Origin of the sequence: Microcoleus sp. Pol10D4 (assembly GCF_036701555.1) — a bacterium.
In the GTDB taxonomy this organism is placed as follows: domain Bacteria; phylum Cyanobacteriota; class Cyanobacteriia; order Cyanobacteriales; family Microcoleaceae; genus Microcoleus.
Genome location: NZ_JAUBRA010000011.1, coordinates 19,607 through 36,333 on the forward strand (window position 1 = coordinate 19,607; position 16,727 = coordinate 36,333).

Below are 16,727 nucleotides of genomic sequence, written 5' to 3' on the forward strand. Positions count from 1 at the left end.
CTATTGCCATAAACGGCTGTCATTGGAAAAATTGCTCATTAGGGGCAACCCTACAACCCTATCAGGGATAGAAACCAAGCACACTTGATTCCGTTTGATTCGTTGTGATTGGGCAAAATTACGAGCCCGTGAAAAATTTAACGCTGTAGATAGGGTTACAGCTTGCGCCATTTTAGTTTGATTCCCGCTTTTTTGACTAAAAAGACCAGCCGACACTCTGTTAGCGGTCGCCCAAGGCGATCGCCTGCTGCGACAAGTATGGGTTCTGTTTCCATAAAACAGGGTTAAAATACTTATTCTATCGTCCAAAAAATGGGTCGTTTGAAGATGTCTTATGCAGCAACTGGTTGTAAACGGGAACAGTATCTGCAAAAATTTCGAGTCGAATCGTGTTTCGGTCGCCCCTTTGGAATGTGACAAGGTACAAAGTCTCGGATCTCTCCTCACTGAATGGATATTGTGGTCGATCTACAGTTCCTCTTACTTCAGATCCTGTAGCGTTAATTTTTTTTCCGTTAACTCGATTTATTCCTTTAAGAACATAAGCTCCCGGTTCCCAATAAGAAAGCTTAATTGTCCATTCCTTTGAGGCGAATATTCCCGTTGAAAGTGGACAACTGTTGGTTTCTTCATCGTTAATTACTGAAAGTTTGCAAGGTTGAGCTTGTGCTATATTAACAGGCTGTGACAAGGCGATAATCAAGGGAATAAACATAGGGTTTTAGATGAAACTATTAGAAGTATATACGATAAATATGGATAGTTTCTAACGCTCTGTGTTGGGCTGTCTTTTCCTCAACGCCTTCAACTTCGATCGCATCCGATAGCCCGTCTAAGTTATCAAATACAGACCACTAGAATCATTGGGTTTTGCGTGAAAATATCGGCTAGTTGTAGCCACTGACGCATGGCCCAAAGTTAGACGCTCGCAAGTGAATGGGTGCTCCCCGGTTGAGAGCGTGGGAAGCGTGACAATGCCTCAACCAATGGGCGCTAGTCTTCTCAGAAATTCCAGCGCGTTTCTCCGCTTCCTTGACCAAGTGCGTTACAGACACCTTGTGCAAGCGCCCGCCGTTAGTTGCTTTCCGACTTCTGAAAATCGGCGAGCGAATTCCCCGCATCCCCTCTGCTGTTCAAAAGTCGGCGTTGCTGATTTACGGTATGAAAAAAATAACTTGAAAATCCCGAAGTTTTGTGGATACTGGTTTCTCTGACTTGCATATTTAGCCCTTCATACTCTAAATCAGCAACGCCCTTTACTTTTCGCTTCAAATCAATTCTACAGTTTCACGCTTGCATCGCCCACTGTCTCGGGCTATACCTGTGCTGACATAACGCATCTCAAGAGCTAATCTCAAAGTTAGTTCTTTACCGCAATTGCTCATGGGTAGCCAATCTACAGCCAAAACTATCTTTCTGGTCGCCTCTATGGTGGGCTGGCTTATCGTTGGTGCATCTTTGATGTATCTTTTTCCGGTCGTCGCAGATTGGTTAATATCCTCCGCTCGCACCCATCTATGGATGCAGACCCTCAGCCGTAGCGGTTACAATCCTATGCTGGCTTGGGTAGGAGGAGGCATCACTCTGGTTATTACCGTGTCGGGGTATATCCTCTGGCATCAGAGGTTTGAAGGCAAGATTTAGAGCGATAATCACAGATCGATTTTGGAGCGATCGCTGATAGAGGGTAAGTGCGATCGCAATTCGGTGTTTGTGGCGAGGTTGTGCAAGGCGATTCTGTGTGTGGCTTAGGTTTGAGCTTTGATTGTTGCAAAGTACGATCGTTATATTTGACAGATGCGGCTCTTACTTGACAGGGAAAAACGCATCGCGGTGCGCTTTTAGTTTTGTGTATGATCGCTGGCGCAAAAGTTTCGGTCTAGCTTCTGTTAACTTGACTTAAACCATTCATAGCAGACAAGCTGTACATCCTCCTTTTTGATGATATCCAAAGTAGTTTGCTCATCATCTTCAATATCCTGCCCTATTTCCTTGTCAATGAAATATTCATCAAGATCTGCCACTAGATTCGTTGGGTTGCTATCCTTCACAAACGCATCCCAAAAAAATCTAATTTCTTTCTCAAAAGTTTTCAGATTATCAACAGAGGTAATAATTCTCAGCACACGCTCTTTAGCTTCTATTTCTGATTGATCGTTTTCTGGCAGTTCACTTTGGGTTAATGCTGTGTAAATACTCAGCATTAACTTTGATAGTGGTGGCTTTATCCGATTGCTAGACTGCTGCTTTTGGAAATCTTCAATCAAATTATTTACTGCCCCTTGCAGAATCGCAAAAATTGCATTATCAAACTGAACAGGCGGTAAATCATCAGGGTTGGGATAATTACTTTCTTGGCACTGAATCATTTTGAATATTCTGCGCTTTTCAGTAGTCATTAAGTCTTTATAAGTTGAGTTCCGGTCAGTCAGGATTGCTCCATTGATGCGTGGGTAAAAATGCCAAATACTGCGATCCTTTGCGCTGAATGCCAAAAATATGCCATTAATGCCATCTTTGCGGGTGCTATGGATTCCCATCGGGATTTCTTCAATCATTTCTCGGCCCTTTTGGGTAAGAAACTCTAGCAATGGGAAACGCATCTCATCTAAGGAAATAAGCTCGACGGCTTGCTCTAGCTCTTCCAGAATTGCGGCTTTTTCTGCGTCGGTGTCGGCTTGTTTGAGTTTGCGTAACTCTTCAATTGACTTTTCTGAGATGGTTTCTCCTAGAACACTACCATCTAAACCAACTTCGCGATCGATTGTAGCTATCCGTTGTTGTAATCGTTTAACCAAGCCTAACAGCTTTTCTAAACCTTCCTCTGGGAAACAATTGTAGATAAATAATCTCTCAAAATCACTACCCAAACGGTCAATCCGTCCCGCCCGTTGAATCATGCGTACTGGGTTCCAGTGCAGATCGTAATTTACTAACACTCCTGCATCTTGTAGGTTTTGCCCTTCTGATAGCACGTCAGTACAAATGAGGATGTCAATCTGGTTGTCTCGGTATTCCTGTAATTCTTCGGGCGTGGCATCTTTTTTAGAGTTAGCTTTGGGAGCAAAGCGCTTGACTTTATCTTCCCGCATTTTGCCAGACGTTGCACCAGTGATGATATCGATCGCCGGATTGCCCATAGCCACTAACCATGCCTCATCCTTGATAAGTTCTTGGTACAAATAGTTAGCGGTATCTTTAAAATAGCTAAATACTAAAGTTTTTTTACTCTGTAACTGCTGTTGTAGTAAATTTTTGAATGCTACTAACTTTAGATCGTTTTCTTTGCCCGCTGCCACACCTTCACGAATGTTTCGCAATTTTTCGATAATATCTTCTAGGCTCTGAAAATCTTGAGAAATTTGTTTCTTAAGTTGAGAAACATTGTATTCTTTTTGATTAACTTCTTCAAGAGAGTTTACTATTTCTGTAATGGAGGTATTTTCCTGTTCTTCTTCTTCAGCAGCGATAATTTTACGAAACTTATCGGTTGTTAACAGTTTACCACTTTGCAAGCAAGTATTAAACTCAGTTTGAAACCTTTGCTGCCTAATCATACTGGATTCAAAGGCAACTAGCGAACTTTCTAAACGCTTTAACCAAAGGGACTTCATTAGGGCAGCTAGTGCCTCATTTCTTTTAACTTCTTTCTCATCATCTTTGTCTATCTTACGTTTAAATGACTTGATATTATACGGTGCTAAGTTTAAAGAATCGATTTGATCAGCTATCCCGGCATAGAGTCCTTCATAAATGTCTTCAAAGTTATAGGTAAAGTTTTCTAATTGACGGGTAGGAAAATGAATCTCTTTGCCACTAATAAAGATTTGTTCCCCCGCTTGCTGTCGTTTGATCACGTCTAAACGCGATCGTCTCACCATTGTCTGCATAAGCAGTTCTGTAATTTCGATTTTGCCTTGATTTAAAGCTTTGAAATAACTGGTAAGGTTGCTGATCCCCCATTCCCGGTAATAAGTTGGGGTATTACGCGCCATAAGCAGCATTTGGTGATAAAGGTCAAAGACAGTATTATTAATTGGGGTTGCGGTCAATAGCACGATTTTCTTGCTACGTTTACCTGTACCAATTAGCTTCTGAAGATTAATATAACGGTTAGTCCCAGAATTACGGAAATTGTGGGACTCATCAATAACGATGATGTCGTGTTTAGTAAAGCGTCTAATATCAAAGGTTTTTCGCCCCAATTCTTCCTGAGAAACGATATCTGCTTTAATACCATACTCATCTAATTTCTTAATCCATACCAAATCTCGCAACTGGGCAGGACAAATCACTAGGGCACGGGGTACATAACCAGGACTACGCTCTTTCTGTAGGTAATGCTCAATTAACCTCAACCCGATATAGGTTTTACCTAAACCCACTGCATCAGCCACCATACAAGCATCATGGCGATCGATTAACCTGACTGCTTGCTCAAAACCTTGCTGCTGGAAACTTGCTAGTTCTAAAGCTGTGCCGTTGTTTCCTTCGCTCTGAGTTTCATTCTTGAATAGTTCATACAGGGCTTTGACAAATACTTGGTAGGGTGTGTATGCCTTACTGCCAAACTTGGAAGCATTGAGCGCATCAATGAGCTTGGTTTTGTAGTTCACATCTACACTGGGGTCATTCCAGAACTTCTCAAACCAGTTGTGCCGTAAGTCACGCGCGATTGCCTCAATCTTGTTTACCACGTTTAGCTCGGTGTTGCCACTCAACCCCGATGGAGTAAAATTACTGGAACCAATGATGCTGTACTTGTCGAAGATATAAGCTTTGGCGTGCAGAAATTGGGTTTTATTGCCCACTGCCCCAAACAATCTTACTTGAATGTGTTCTTGCTGGAGATAGGCAATCAAGCGGTCTATCTGTTGCTTGTACTCCAGTTTGAAGGTTTGACCCTCTAGCTGCTGTTGGAGATCGCGCCGAAGGTGGCGGATTAAGTCAATGCGATCGCTCTCAGCGGGACGGATGGTGGGGTCGCGCCCAATCAGGAGTCTAAGACTGGTTAGGGCATTCATAGCATCTTCTAGCCGCACCCAGGCCTCAATACGGAAAAAACCAGTGGCGATGTCGAGAATGAGTTGACGATCGTCTTTGATTAGGGTTTTGAGGACGGTTTCTAGTTTGTATTGGGAGTTGTCGATGTAGTCAGGTAGGTGCATAGTTAAACGCTTTCTGCCTCTATAATATTTATTTCGTCTGGAGTCAAGTTATATAAGTCATATAACGACCGATCAATCTGGTCTTTGTATCTTTTTACTTGTATTTGCCTACTAGAATCGCTCAAAACATCACCGTTTTGTGTAATACTCAGAATTTTGTCAACTAGAGATATAAAATCTAGCTGTAAAACAATATCAATCTTTGGAATGAACAATTTTCTTAAGTTTTTTGGTTTAACTTCAGCAAAATTTCTACCCTTCTCTTGAGTTATGTTTCTATAAACAAAATTGGTAATTTTTGAATTTAATATAGCAAGTGCAAACTTGTAGTCTATTTCTGAATCAGGATACAATTTTATAATTATCACATTATTTAAAACAAAATGATTGTGCCAATCAAGAGTAGCTCTAATAGAATCAGAGGTTTGACGCAGAATTATTTTTTTTCCTTCAAAAAGTTCGGGATTTCTAGGCCTACTTAAACACCACCAAGGTAAAATTTCTTGCTTCACTTCTGACTTTTCAAGTAATTTGTTTTTAAATTTTTCTAAAAACTTAAATGTATTACAATGCTTATCGATTTGAATATCTTTAGTGATATAAATTAATCTATAGGCTGGGTTTTTATAGTAGTAAGAATCTACCTCTCTCCCCACCAAAGTTTTCTTAATTAAATTGGACTCGATATGATTACTTTTACAAGTTTCTTCAGTCAGCAAAAACACTTCATTAGCGCCAGTATCAATACCCCGCGCTATGTCAAAAGCGACATCATTAAAAGTATTTGACTTAGCAGCAATCTTAGTGATTATTTGAAGACTAACCTCGTTTATGCCAATAGTGAAAGAAGGTGATTTAATTATATTTAAAGCTTGATAGTTTTTCGATTGATTTATAAACTCATTACCCACATTTTCTAATTGAATATTCCTCAGATCAGCAAATTTAATAATGTAATCACTTGTTTCAGGTAAATGTTGATTTTGTGCAATAAAAATACACGAGGGAACTTGTGCTTCAAAAACACCATCCCCGAAATTGATTCCTAAACAGAAACGTTTTTCTGTTAATAAAATTTTTCTTGTTTTTATATACTCATTTTGGAAAAATAGTGTGTTAGGAACAATAAAAGCCAAATGTCCTCTAGGGTTAAATAGCCCTAAACTTTTTGATATAAAATAATTAAATGTATCGGGAGTTCTAACATGAACATCAGAATAAATTTCTTTAAATAACTTTTTCTCCTCACTTGATAACTTGCCACCGTAAGGTGGATTTCCAATCACAATATCAAACCCGCCCTTGTGCTGAAACACTTCATTAAAATGCAGATGCCACTGAAAAAAGTTAAGCGCTCGCATTCCCTTTTCCACTTCAGCAGCCAACTTCTCCAACTCAGCCAACTTATCAGCAATCTGTTGACGTTCCTTTTTCTGAACCTTGCTTACTTTGCCCTTCATCAGGGTAATTTTGTTTTCTAATTCCTTCTGCTTCCCTAACCCAAAAGAACGACGGTAAGCGATGGCAACTCGAAAGACATTCTTTTCAGCTTCTAAAATTTTTTCTCTAAGAATCTTACGTTCCTCAGCGTGAGCCTCAAAATACTGATGCTGCAAATCTATAAGGGGCTGAATAGCGGCCTGTACAGGAGTGACATTCAACACTTTTTGCTGATTTTTATTAGGCTCAGGAATTAGTTGCTCACCTTGAATAGTAGAAATCAATGAATTCCCACACATTAACTTGTAATCGAGATTGGGTAATGGTTCTACATCGTCAATAGTGGGAATATCTACCACCAGCGATAACCACATCCGTAGTTTAGCAATTTCAATAGCTTCGGGTTTAATATCAACGCCATAGAGGTTATTGCCAATAATGTCTCGTTTCCATTCACTAATAGTGAGGCTACCACGCTGCACAGTCATTCCCTCCCGACGCGCGATCGCCTGTCGAACATTCAGGATAGTTTGCATCATGCCCAACGGGAAAGCACCGGAACCTACAGCCGGGTCAAGCACCTTAATATTTTCAACGGCTTTTTTGAGTGATCGCGCTTGTTGAGGACTCATTAACTGATTAAAGTCAGCGTCGGATAAATCAGGGTCATATTCTACGAATTGCCTTACCGCGTCTAAGTCCATCCCCGATTCATCAACGAGGTAACGAGTCAGCACCTCCGCACACATAAACTGAACAATTCCTCTAGGAGTGTAGAACGTACCGGATTGTCCTCGTTCTTCAGCGGCTAACATATTCTCAAAAACCTTACCCAACATTTCCGGGTCAACGGCGACATCTTCATCACCCACGACGTTCTCAGATACAGTGAAATTGTAGTTATTGAAAAATCCCAGAATGCTATCCCCGCTGCCGGGGTCAAATAGAGAATTAGGTAAAGTAATAGTTTCTGGTGTTTCTCGTCCGGCTGCGTCTCGAATGCCTGCACCATAATCTCGGTCAAACAAACCGCCATTGAGATAGGGAACTTTGCCCCAACGTGACTCAAAGTTAGGGCGTTGTGCGTTGAGGGTTTCAAAGAACAGCGGTTCTAGGACTTCGCCGTAATAGTTTGTATCGTCGGGTTTGGTTCTGAAGGGCTCGTATTGTTTGGTAAGGAAACGGCGATCGCCTGCGAGAAATTCTTTCTTTTGCAGGAAGTAGAGGAACATAACCCGTCCCAGTAAGCGCTGCGAAAACTGGTGCAAGCGGTCTGAGTCGTTAAAGTACGAGTGGGGGTTGTGTTTCTTGACAGCAGCCTGCACTCGATCAAATAGTTCTTTGTAACCCCGATAAAACTGTTTGGTGAGTTTTTCAACGTCAAACGCTTCGCACTGAGTCTTATACAGTGCCAAAGGAGTTTGATTTTTAGCGGCAATGGCTTCTAATCGGTCGCGGTCATAGGCTGTGGGGTTAGTACGATCAATTAATAATTTGCGGATGCTGGCCTTGACATTCATCTTTTCGTCAAAGGTTTTGCGGGGATTAACCAGCATCAGTTGGTTGTAATCTTTGGTTGCCAACAGTAAAAATTCGGTAGCACGTTTTCCCAATTGAGACGCGATCGCTTTCATCCGAGTGCTGGCTGTACTGGGAGAAACCCACTCATTAGGCTCTAGCTGAAACAGTAAAACTTGTAATGCGGCATTTCCTTGGTTAGCTATGAGGTATGTTTCAGTAATTGCTTCGGTATTCCGAGCCGATAGCTGAAGATCTTCTATGTTAAGCGGTTGAGTTTCGGCAACATAGCCCAATTTCCGAAACATAGATGCTATCTTTTCAGGGCTATCTATAGTTCGTAAATCGTCAAGTTGCAATAACCGCTCTGACATAATTCCTTATTCCTTTAGTCCCATTGCCTGTTTGAATGCTAACTTAAAAAATAAAACGAACTGCATTACTGCATGGATATGCAACAAATTGTAACACCTCAGCAGTGACACGATCGCTATGCAGTGAAGGTAGTGTTTACTGCGTCCAGCTTTTCTTCGAGCATTTTTCTTACCACTGTGCCTCTAGCTTGTTGGATGAGGTTATGTGGTCTGGGTCAATTTAAACGTACACTTTTTTAGACTGCACCACTAAAAATCCCGTGTTTGTTACTTTTAGCAACTGCGGTTATGTTCGATACTGACTTTGGCGTTCGCTGGCTATCTTTGGTGTGACATCCTCCAGCGCGCCGGGGGAAAGCACGGTACGTACTTTTTGCGCCCACCCTCAACGACAATGAAATAGTGCAAGATCGACCGTAAAACCCGGCAGTAAATGCAAGAATCTAGAATAAATAACTTGTTGCGCTAGCAGGTGTTCCGTACCCGCAAGCGGTTGGTAAGGTTCCCAAAGCAATAGCAAAGGTTGGTAAAATGGATGAAGTCGTCAAGAAAGTAGCTGGCTTGGGTTTACCCGGTGTCATCCTGGTGGTGACGATGGCTGCGACAGGTTTGACAGGAGCTGCGGCAATCACAGCAGCTTTAGCATTTCTGGGAGGCCCTGCGGGAATGTTAGGTGGCATTGCCGTGCTAGGTTTGACAGGATTGATTGCAGATGCTTTGACAAAAGTGGGGCTGGAAGACTTGCTAACAGCGATTTATTGCCAAAGGCGCTTATCCGAACCGCACGGGAAACTTTTAGAAGAGATTGAGAAATTGTCGTTGTTTGACGGCGACATTAAGGAAAGGCTTCAAATGACGGTGACGGATGGGTGCGGTTGTGCGGCAGCGACGATCGTTACTAACATGGACGATATCACAGGCTCGGCGATTGCTATTTTACAAGCTGTTCCAGGCATGACTCCAGCACACCACAGGGATTTTAAAAGTTCCCGTCCAATAATTAGGCTTAGGGATGGGACGGCGGTTAGGGCTTGGAAAAACCCCGTCGGCGTTGACCACATTTTTTTAGCCGATTTCGATGGCAGAATGATTTATGGTGGCTTCGTCGGCTGGATTCACAGTGAGGGATTGAATCAGGCGCTCTCGCAGATAAGAAGCAACTTAACCTAAAGCGGATAGGTTCGGCGATCGCAAAAACTCGTACATCGGCAATTGCAATATGGAGTTTTTCAGGCGGTTTAAAGAAATGAGTTCTTTCCTTAATTACTGCGAACAATTGAACCCGTAAATACATTTGCTATAATGATGTCCAAAGCAAAGGCAATAGTTGCTATTGCCAATAACCAGATAGCCAGATTTAGACGTTTACCTTTCTTGATTGCAGCTTCCTCAAATAATTCTATAGCTTCAACCCAAGTATTTGTAATATAAGCTCTGTATCTTTCCTCTGACTCATTGTACCAATAATCAGTCATTAACTCTCTGGGTTTAACAATAATACCCATAGGGTTAGATGTTAGTCCTGTAGCAATTGCAAAAACAGATGCAGCAGACAATCCACATACGATTACTTTGAGAATCAAACAAGTAAGACACCCTGTGTTTATTCCTGGTAAATCCGCAGCAAACCTTAGTAGTAATCCCCCAAAACCCAAAAATGTTGCCAGCCTCCCGTTAAGGTTGTCTAAGGCTTCATTTCGAGCTTTGTAGACTGACTCTGTATACTCGTAAGCTAGACGAATATTTGTAGACTCATTCGCATCTTCTATAATGTAGTGAATGTTATCATCTGCCATAATCATGTCCAATACCAATAATCCAGAGAAACCATCTACTCCCGACCCTTCACAGCCTCCTCTCCCTCAAAAAGCCCAAGGTTTTACCGGGCCTGCAAACCAAACACCACCTGCCACACCAAGTGAGGGAACAGTGGCCAAACTCGACGGTGCTCACGAAAATATTGTAACGTTTAATCAGCAACCGAAAAAATCCGACTAAAACTTTTTCGTACTGCTCATGGGGGAGTAGGATTTGACAGCCCTCTTTTTCAACTCAAGCCAAATCCGCTCCTTTCCCGTGTCTAATTGACCTAATTCTATTTCCACACGATTACAAAGATGAGCTTGTGCGTTAATCCTCACTGCCCCCATCCAAAAAATGCTGATAATGTATTGCGCTGCTCTAGCTGCGGTTCTAATTTATTGCTAGAAGGGCAGTATCGTGTCACACATCAATTGGGAGAAGGTGGCTTTGCCAAAACTTACGAGGTCAGCGCTCGCGACCGACTTCCAAAAGTTCTAAAAGTTTTGATTAAAAACAGCCCCAAGGCTGTAGAGCTATTCAAGCGAGAAGCCGAAGTTCTATGCCGCCTCAATATTTTAGGAGTTCCCAAAGCGGAGGAGTATTTTACATTTACTCCCGGTAACAGCCAGGAGCCAGTGCATTGCTTCGTAATGCAGAAAATTGAAGGCGAAAATTTGCAAGATTGGATGTCCCAACGGAACAATCAGCCGATCGGTGAAAAGAAAGCCCGTCTTTGGTTAGAGGAGTTAGTTCATATTCTGAGCGACATCCACGAGAATCAGTTATTTCACCGGGATATTAAGCCGTCCAACATCATGCTTTCTCAGGACGGATTGTTGGTATTAATAGATTTTGGAACGGTACGAGAAATCAGCGACACTTACGAAAGCAAACACGCAGCCAAGCAAATCACGACTATTCATACCCCTGGCTACGCTCCTTTGGAGCAATTTAATGGTCAAGCTTCCCCACAATCCGATTTTTTTGCCTTGGGTCGTACTTTTGTTTATTTACTAACGGGAAAGCATCCTGCTGATTTCAACAAACCCTATGAACATGACCTCTACACTGACGATTTAGAGAATTGGCGCGATGAAGCCCCCCATGTTTCGCCCGCGTTTGCAGATTTTATCGACCAACTCATGGCGCAACCTCTTCAAAAGCGCTTTGCGGATACTAAGGCAATTTTGCAACGGCTTAACGAAGTTGACGAAATCTTGCATCCTCCTGTAGTTATTACGTGGGAAAGGTATCAATTGCAAAGAAAGTTGCAAAAAATGCAGAGGGATGAAGAACTTTTGTCTGATATTCGCCAGTTATCTCAACACTACTTTGAGAGATTTTCCAATGTACAGTCTGCATTGGGAAATCCAATAAATTGGCAAAAAGTTGCGTTTGACCGCACGTTGGGCGATTTATCATCTGGACACTCAGCATCTGTACGCTGCATGGCTATTAGTCCAGACGGGCAGTTGCTCGTTAGTGGCGGCGACGATCGGATAGTCAAAGTTTGGAACATCAATGAGGGAGAAGAAATTTACACACTTATAGGTCACTCAGCCAGCGTAATTTCTGTAGCTATTAGCCCAGACGGCGAAACTTTGGCGAGTGCTAGTACCAATCAAACCATTAGATTGTGGAACCTAAAAACTGGGCAAGAAATCAAAGCTCTCTTAGGGCATTCAAAGCCTATAACTTGCGTCGCTTTTCATCCAAAAAAGAATTCAGTTTTATTTAGCGGCAGCCTCGATACAACTGTCAGCGTTTGGAATCTTGAAACCGCTCAAATAACACGTACCTACGCTAGACATACTAACGGCGTTACTTGCCTAGCCGTTCACCCCAACGGACAAATTATAGCCAGTGGCAGCCACGATTGTAATGTCATCGTTTGGAGTAAGTACACGCTTGCTGGTCATTCTGCTCCTGTGTTATGCGTAGTAATTAGTCCCGATGGACAAACTCTGGTTAGTGGCAGTCAAGACAAGGAGATTAAAGTATGGAACCTGAGCAACGGTGAGCTGCTTCGTACTTTGACCGGACATTCCGCCCCTGTCTTGTCTCTAGTAATGAGTCCAGACGGACAGACTCTCGTTAGCGGTAGCGAGGATACAACCATCAAAGTTTGGAACTTAGAGACGGGGGAGGAAATTAAAACCCTCGCTCAGAATTTAGGATCTGTTACCTCTTTAGCTATTAGTTTTGATGGTCAACTTTTAGTTAGTGCGAATGAAGACTTTAGCATAAAACTGTGGAAATAGTGGCTTGATGTAATAACTGACACCCCTAATTTAGCTAGTTGATAGTACCCAATAGAATATCGATGTAGAATATCGATATTCGTCAAACTTGCCCGTTACACCATTCAGTTAATAAGCCCGTAATCTCGCCCTCTCGTAGAGTTATTTTTTTTGGCAGTAGATAAAGCAACAGGCTTGTGCGATCGCAAGGCGCAATTAATTTGATTTCTATCTTAAATCCAGAGAAATCCCAAAAACTGCATTTTCGATGTTCTCCTGTGAAGGCGGAAGTATTTCAAATCCATGCTTCTGGTACCATTTGATGAGGTTGGGATTATTAGTGATGTCTTCTTGAGTTAGAGAACCGTAGATTCGCTTAATTCCCCGCTGACGAGCTTTCTCTATCGCAAACTGCAACAGGTGAGTTCCCAGCCCCCTGCGACGGTAATCGATTGGCTTGGGTTCAACTAGCTGTCTCAAAAGAGCTGCCCCTAAGTGCTCTGGAGCGTGAATTACATCGCTGTGAATCAAGATATCGCCTATCACCAACTTATCAGGCGGATACAAAACGCATTGGAGCCTACCGACTTCCCTGTTGCGGTACAGGAGTTTGGCAGTGAAATATTGGTCTTCGTCCGCGTCTACTTGCAGTCGGTATTCTCGTCCTTGGCGATCGCGAATAATCATCTGAGCATTGTTTTCCGATGAACTTTCCCACATCATTTATTTTTAGAATACCCGATAGCGATTGTCGCTCATCGAATCTACGATGACCCTTATTTTCCTTGGCATCTCTCCTACCACGTTAAGAAATACCCCCAACCGATGCAGCAATGCAGTATTTGCGGCAAACTCTGTGGTATCGGGTCGAGTTTACCAAGATGAAGATAGAGGGACACGGGCAGGCCAAGATATTCACGCAAGAGGAAATCGAACTCTTGTTCAACGAAGGTTTGCTAACCGCTCGCGATCGCACGCTGTTCGGAGTTTGTCTCTACACCGCTTGTCGGATTGCTGAAGCTTGTTCCCTGGAAGTCATTGATATTTACACTTCCAGAGGTACAGTCCGACCTACAATCAACTTCCGCAAGCGCAACACCAAAGGAAAACTCCAAACCCGAACGATTCCGGTCATTGAAGATTTGCGAAGTCTCCTGACATCTTGGAAACCCAACGCGGGTCAGACTTATTTATTCCCCGGCCGCTACCCGAAACACCACTGGAAGCATTTGCACCCCAACTCAGCGGATCGGATTTTGAGAGAAGCGTTCGAGCGCGCCGACATCGAGGGAGCATCCACCCACAGCTTCCGTCGCACCGCCCTGACTCAGATGAGCAACGCCGGAATTCCGCTGCGGATTATTCAAGAAATCAGCGGTCACAGTAACCTCGAACAGTTGCAGAAATACTTAGAGGTGAAGCCGGATCAAGTCAAAGGAGCGATCGCTTCACTTTCCATGCTTTCCTACGCGGGGAAAGATGTATTTCCCCGCGTACAGGATGAATTGCCCGCTGGGCCGTTACCAAGAGAGCAACTGTCACAAGGCCTATCAGACTCGGAGCCTGAAGAAATTCCTGATTGGTGACGAGCAGTTTTAGATTTTAGATTTTAGATTTTAGATTTTGGATGCAAGGATTAAAGTCACGCATCAAGAGCATCGAGTGCCGATCGCTTTCTTTCCCCCGGCAGAAGCCCTAACCCCTGGATTTGTTAGAATCGTTGGTCATGTGGAGCAGGTGCATCTCCAAAAACCGGCTCAAAGGAGAATTGTTGACAATGTGGCTTAAATTTGGTGTTGCTCCCAGTGGTGAACTGGCGAGCATTGATGAGGTTGTGCGCGGAAAAACTAACCTCGCTTGTCTCTACTGCGGTGGCTCCCTCACAGCGAAAAAGGGTTCGGTGAAAGAGCACCACTTCGCGCACACCGAGGAAACTTGTAAACCAGTCTCGCAGCGGATTAAAACCAAAGCATTTCCCTCGCTGCCCCTCTACGAGCATTTCAATATCGAACTCAAGGGTGATGAACTAGAACAGTTGAAAGTGCTGTGGAAAGAGTACGGGGCCCAAAAGCGATCGATTCCCAAAGACTTGGTAAACTTTCGGTGGCAGCTCAAGGGATTGCTGGAGTCAGTTGGCGATCGCTCTTATCACTTTACCGACTTGGGTAAAATCCCCGTCGGCGCGCTTCCCCTGGCATTGTTCAACAAAGTCCAAGAACCGCTGCTGCTGTCGGAGCTGGCTTCATTGGAAGGTTCTGTAGAGATTGCTGAAGCTGCGGGGTTATCTTGTTTGGATGAACGGCGGGCTGATTTGCTGATTTATCGAGCGCAGCTTCGTCGGATTCTGGTGAACGCGCTCTACTTTTTAGAGGTGAAAGCGGACGGGAACACGTTCTACAAAATTGGAATTACTACTCGATCGATCGAGGAACGAATCGCCGAAGTGCAGCGGGATGTGAGAGCGCATTACTCGGATGTCGCCGTCAACTTGCTGGGATTGTGGGAACACCGGGGGAATGTGGAACTGTACTTCAAGCACCGGTACAAAGCGTTTAATTACCGCATTGGCAAGCTGACGGAATATTTTGCGTTTCCGAACGTCAAGGCGGTGCTGAATGATTTGTACGGGATGGAGCCAAAAGTGTTGAGTGATATTGAGTTGAATGAGATCGGCTTGTGCAATACTTATCTGGGCTACACATTGCGAAGGTCGATCGCTATTACCCCAAGTTCAGAATCGAATCTGTAGTGGATGCGATGAATGTGGCACTGCGAACAGTTGCGGGTTCTGCATTTAAAACATTGGCTAAAATGTCGCCATTAGCTAACAAGATTAGCGTGTTTGCACCCGCCGCATTGAAATTGAGGTCATTAAGACTGATACTGCCTGCGAGCGCAATTCTATCCTCTTGACTAAAATCGGTAATTTGCTCTGCCAAATTTGCATCCCTTACTTCTGCATCAACATCCGTTTTGATAATAAAAGTATCTGTTCCGCCACCGCCAGTAAGAATATCAAAACCTACATCACCTAGCAAAAAATCATTGCCTTCGTCACCGTTGAGAGTATCATTTCCTCTACCTCCCCGCAAAAAATCATTGCCACTTCCGCCGGAAAGACTATCATTATCTTGACCGCCGCTGAGGATATCGCTGCCATCATCTCCGAAAATTAAATCGCTGCCTTTGCCACCCCGCAGCAAGTCGCTACCAGCGCCGCCACGCAGCACATCATTTTCAGCATTCCCATTAATTACATCATCATCTGATGAACCACTCACGGTATCGTTACCGTCTAAGGCTCGCACACCGGCAGGAAATTGAGTCGCACTGTTTGGAGCTATTTGAAATAAATCATTGCCAAGAGTTAAGTCAAAAAAACCTCCGCTAGCGGATGCAGTCAATAACTTATTAAAAATGCTCAACTGCTCAAAGTCTGTGATAATTCCAGAAAGCTGGCGCACAAAATCCAGCGACTCCCGCGAGGGAATCAACATCATTTGGGTCAAAAACGGGTCGTCCTCAGTACGAAAAGCTTCCAAAACGCTCTCCAAGTTCACCACCTCAATCTTAATTGTGGCTGTCACATCGGGCTGCTGCTGCTGAAAACGATCGACCATTTCCTGCAAATCCTCCTTGTTAAAAAACAAGGGAATCACCTCTTGCTGGTTGCGCTGAATCGTCAAATAACCATTTTCCGGGCCACCTCTTGCCAAAAACAGAGGTACACCGTTGAACTCGTTAACCTGTTGACCAGTCTGCTGAAGTACAGTTTTAGCCGACTGCACCTGCTGCTGCGCCGGAACGAAAGCAAATTGCACTTCCTCCGGCTTGCCTTTATTTGCTTGAGTGAGCTGGTAAATTTAGCCCAGGGATACTGGCATCACGCGCACGGAGGCGGCCAACTGAGGGTTTGTAGTTTTCAGTTGATCGACAAAAGCTTGAGCATCCTGCTGGCTGATAAAAATTCCTGCCACCGACTCATTGCCGGTTTGCTCCTGGTCTTGTTTGGGAACAGAAGCGATCAGGGGTGCACCCTGAGCATCTGTAATCACAAACACGGGCACCGAGCGCAGCTTTTCGTCAATTTGTGTATTAGACAGTGCTAATGCTTCGAGATTTCCCGCTTCGGAGGAAGCTAGCACGTTAACTAAATTAGACATGGTGGTATTAATCCGCATTAA

General features: G+C 43.6%; 13 protein-coding genes and 1 pseudogene. 6 read left to right on the top strand and 8 right to left on the bottom strand.

Annotated elements, in window-relative coordinates; translation table 11 throughout:
* Positions 1-298: 298 nt before the first annotated feature.
* Together QUA36_RS08410 and QUA36_RS08415 are read right to left on the bottom strand one after the other, a co-directional pair.
* Positions 299-715 (bottom strand): hypothetical protein, encoded by a 417-nt coding sequence (locus QUA36_RS08410; protein WP_333456709.1) that lies wholly within the window; start codon positions 713-715, stop codon positions 299-301.
* A gap of 172 nt (positions 716-887) precedes the next feature.
* A complete protein-coding gene (locus tag QUA36_RS08415) occupies positions 888-1,121 on the bottom strand; it encodes a tyrosine-type recombinase/integrase (RefSeq protein ID WP_333456710.1) in 234 nt (77 codons plus the stop codon).
* Between the two features lie 340 nt (positions 1,122-1,461).
* On the opposite strand from QUA36_RS08415, the gene QUA36_RS08420 reads away from it, so the two are divergent.
* Positions 1,462-1,644, top strand: a complete 183-nt coding sequence (locus QUA36_RS08420; RefSeq protein WP_333456712.1) for a hypothetical protein — start codon at positions 1,462-1,464, stop codon at positions 1,642-1,644.
* A gap of 245 nt (positions 1,645-1,889) precedes the next feature.
* Here the strand turns inward: QUA36_RS08420 and QUA36_RS08425 are convergent, their stop codons facing one another.
* Both QUA36_RS08425 and QUA36_RS08430 read right to left on the bottom strand, forming a co-directional pair.
* Entirely contained in the window at positions 1,890-5,168 is a 3,279-nt protein-coding gene (locus tag QUA36_RS08425; RefSeq protein ID WP_333456713.1) for a helicase-related protein, read from the bottom strand.
* A gap of 2 nt (positions 5,169-5,170) precedes the next feature.
* Positions 5,171-8,242 carry an Eco57I restriction-modification methylase domain-containing protein gene (locus tag QUA36_RS08430; RefSeq protein ID WP_333456715.1) on the bottom strand — a complete coding sequence of 1,024 codons (3,072 nt, stop codon included), beginning with the start codon at positions 8,240-8,242 and terminating at the stop codon, positions 5,171-5,173.
* Positions 8,243-9,031: 789 nt separating this feature from the next.
* Between QUA36_RS08430 and QUA36_RS08435 the strand changes: the two genes are divergently transcribed.
* On the top strand, positions 9,032-9,670 hold the full coding sequence (locus QUA36_RS08435) for a hypothetical protein (protein ID WP_333212836.1): 639 nt from the start codon (positions 9,032-9,034) through the stop codon (positions 9,668-9,670).
* Between the two features lie 89 nt (positions 9,671-9,759).
* Here QUA36_RS08435 and QUA36_RS08440 read toward each other — a convergent pair whose 3' ends face one another.
* Positions 9,760-10,302: a hypothetical protein gene (locus QUA36_RS08440; protein ID WP_333456717.1), complete on the bottom strand. Its 543-nt coding sequence runs from the start codon at positions 10,300-10,302 to the stop codon at positions 9,760-9,762.
* On the opposite strand from QUA36_RS08440, the gene QUA36_RS08445 reads away from it, so the two are divergent.
* Positions 10,301-10,498 (top strand): hypothetical protein, encoded by a 198-nt coding sequence (locus tag QUA36_RS08445; protein ID WP_333456719.1) that lies wholly within the window; start codon positions 10,301-10,303, stop codon positions 10,496-10,498. The genes QUA36_RS08440 and QUA36_RS08445 overlap by 2 nt on opposite strands.
* A gap of 119 nt (positions 10,499-10,617) precedes the next feature.
* Positions 10,618-12,564: a serine/threonine-protein kinase gene (locus QUA36_RS08450; RefSeq protein ID WP_333456721.1), complete on the top strand. Its 1,947-nt coding sequence runs from the start codon at positions 10,618-10,620 to the stop codon at positions 12,562-12,564.
* Between the two features lie 207 nt (positions 12,565-12,771).
* Here QUA36_RS08450 and QUA36_RS08455 read toward each other — a convergent pair whose 3' ends face one another.
* Complete coding sequence (locus tag QUA36_RS08455; protein ID WP_333456723.1) at positions 12,772-13,266, bottom strand: GNAT family N-acetyltransferase; 495 nt, start codon at positions 13,264-13,266, stop codon at positions 12,772-12,774.
* Between the two features lie 110 nt (positions 13,267-13,376).
* Here QUA36_RS08455 and QUA36_RS08460 point away from each other — a divergent pair, with 110 nt between their 5' ends.
* Both QUA36_RS08460 and QUA36_RS08465 read left to right on the top strand, forming a co-directional pair.
* Positions 13,377-14,129: a tyrosine-type recombinase/integrase gene (locus QUA36_RS08460; RefSeq protein WP_333456725.1), complete on the top strand. Its 753-nt coding sequence runs from the start codon at positions 13,377-13,379 to the stop codon at positions 14,127-14,129.
* Positions 14,130-14,320: 191 nt separating this feature from the next.
* On the top strand, positions 14,321-15,292 hold the full coding sequence (locus QUA36_RS08465) for a GIY-YIG nuclease family protein (protein ID WP_333456727.1): 972 nt from the start codon (positions 14,321-14,323) through the stop codon (positions 15,290-15,292).
* On the opposite strand, the gene QUA36_RS08470 is transcribed toward QUA36_RS08465, so the two are convergent.
* The gene (locus QUA36_RS08470; protein ID WP_333456957.1) at positions 15,264-16,043 is read right to left on the bottom strand and encodes a calcium-binding protein; all 780 of its coding nucleotides are present in this window, start codon (positions 16,041-16,043) and stop codon (positions 15,264-15,266) included. The two genes, QUA36_RS08465 and QUA36_RS08470, sit on opposite strands and share 29 nt — an antisense overlap.
* Positions 16,035-16,724: pseudogene (locus QUA36_RS08475) on the bottom strand (Tic22 family protein); the annotation flags it as partial. The gene QUA36_RS08470 and the pseudogene QUA36_RS08475, both read right to left, overlap by 9 nt.
* Between the last annotated feature and the right edge of the window lie 3 nt (positions 16,725-16,727).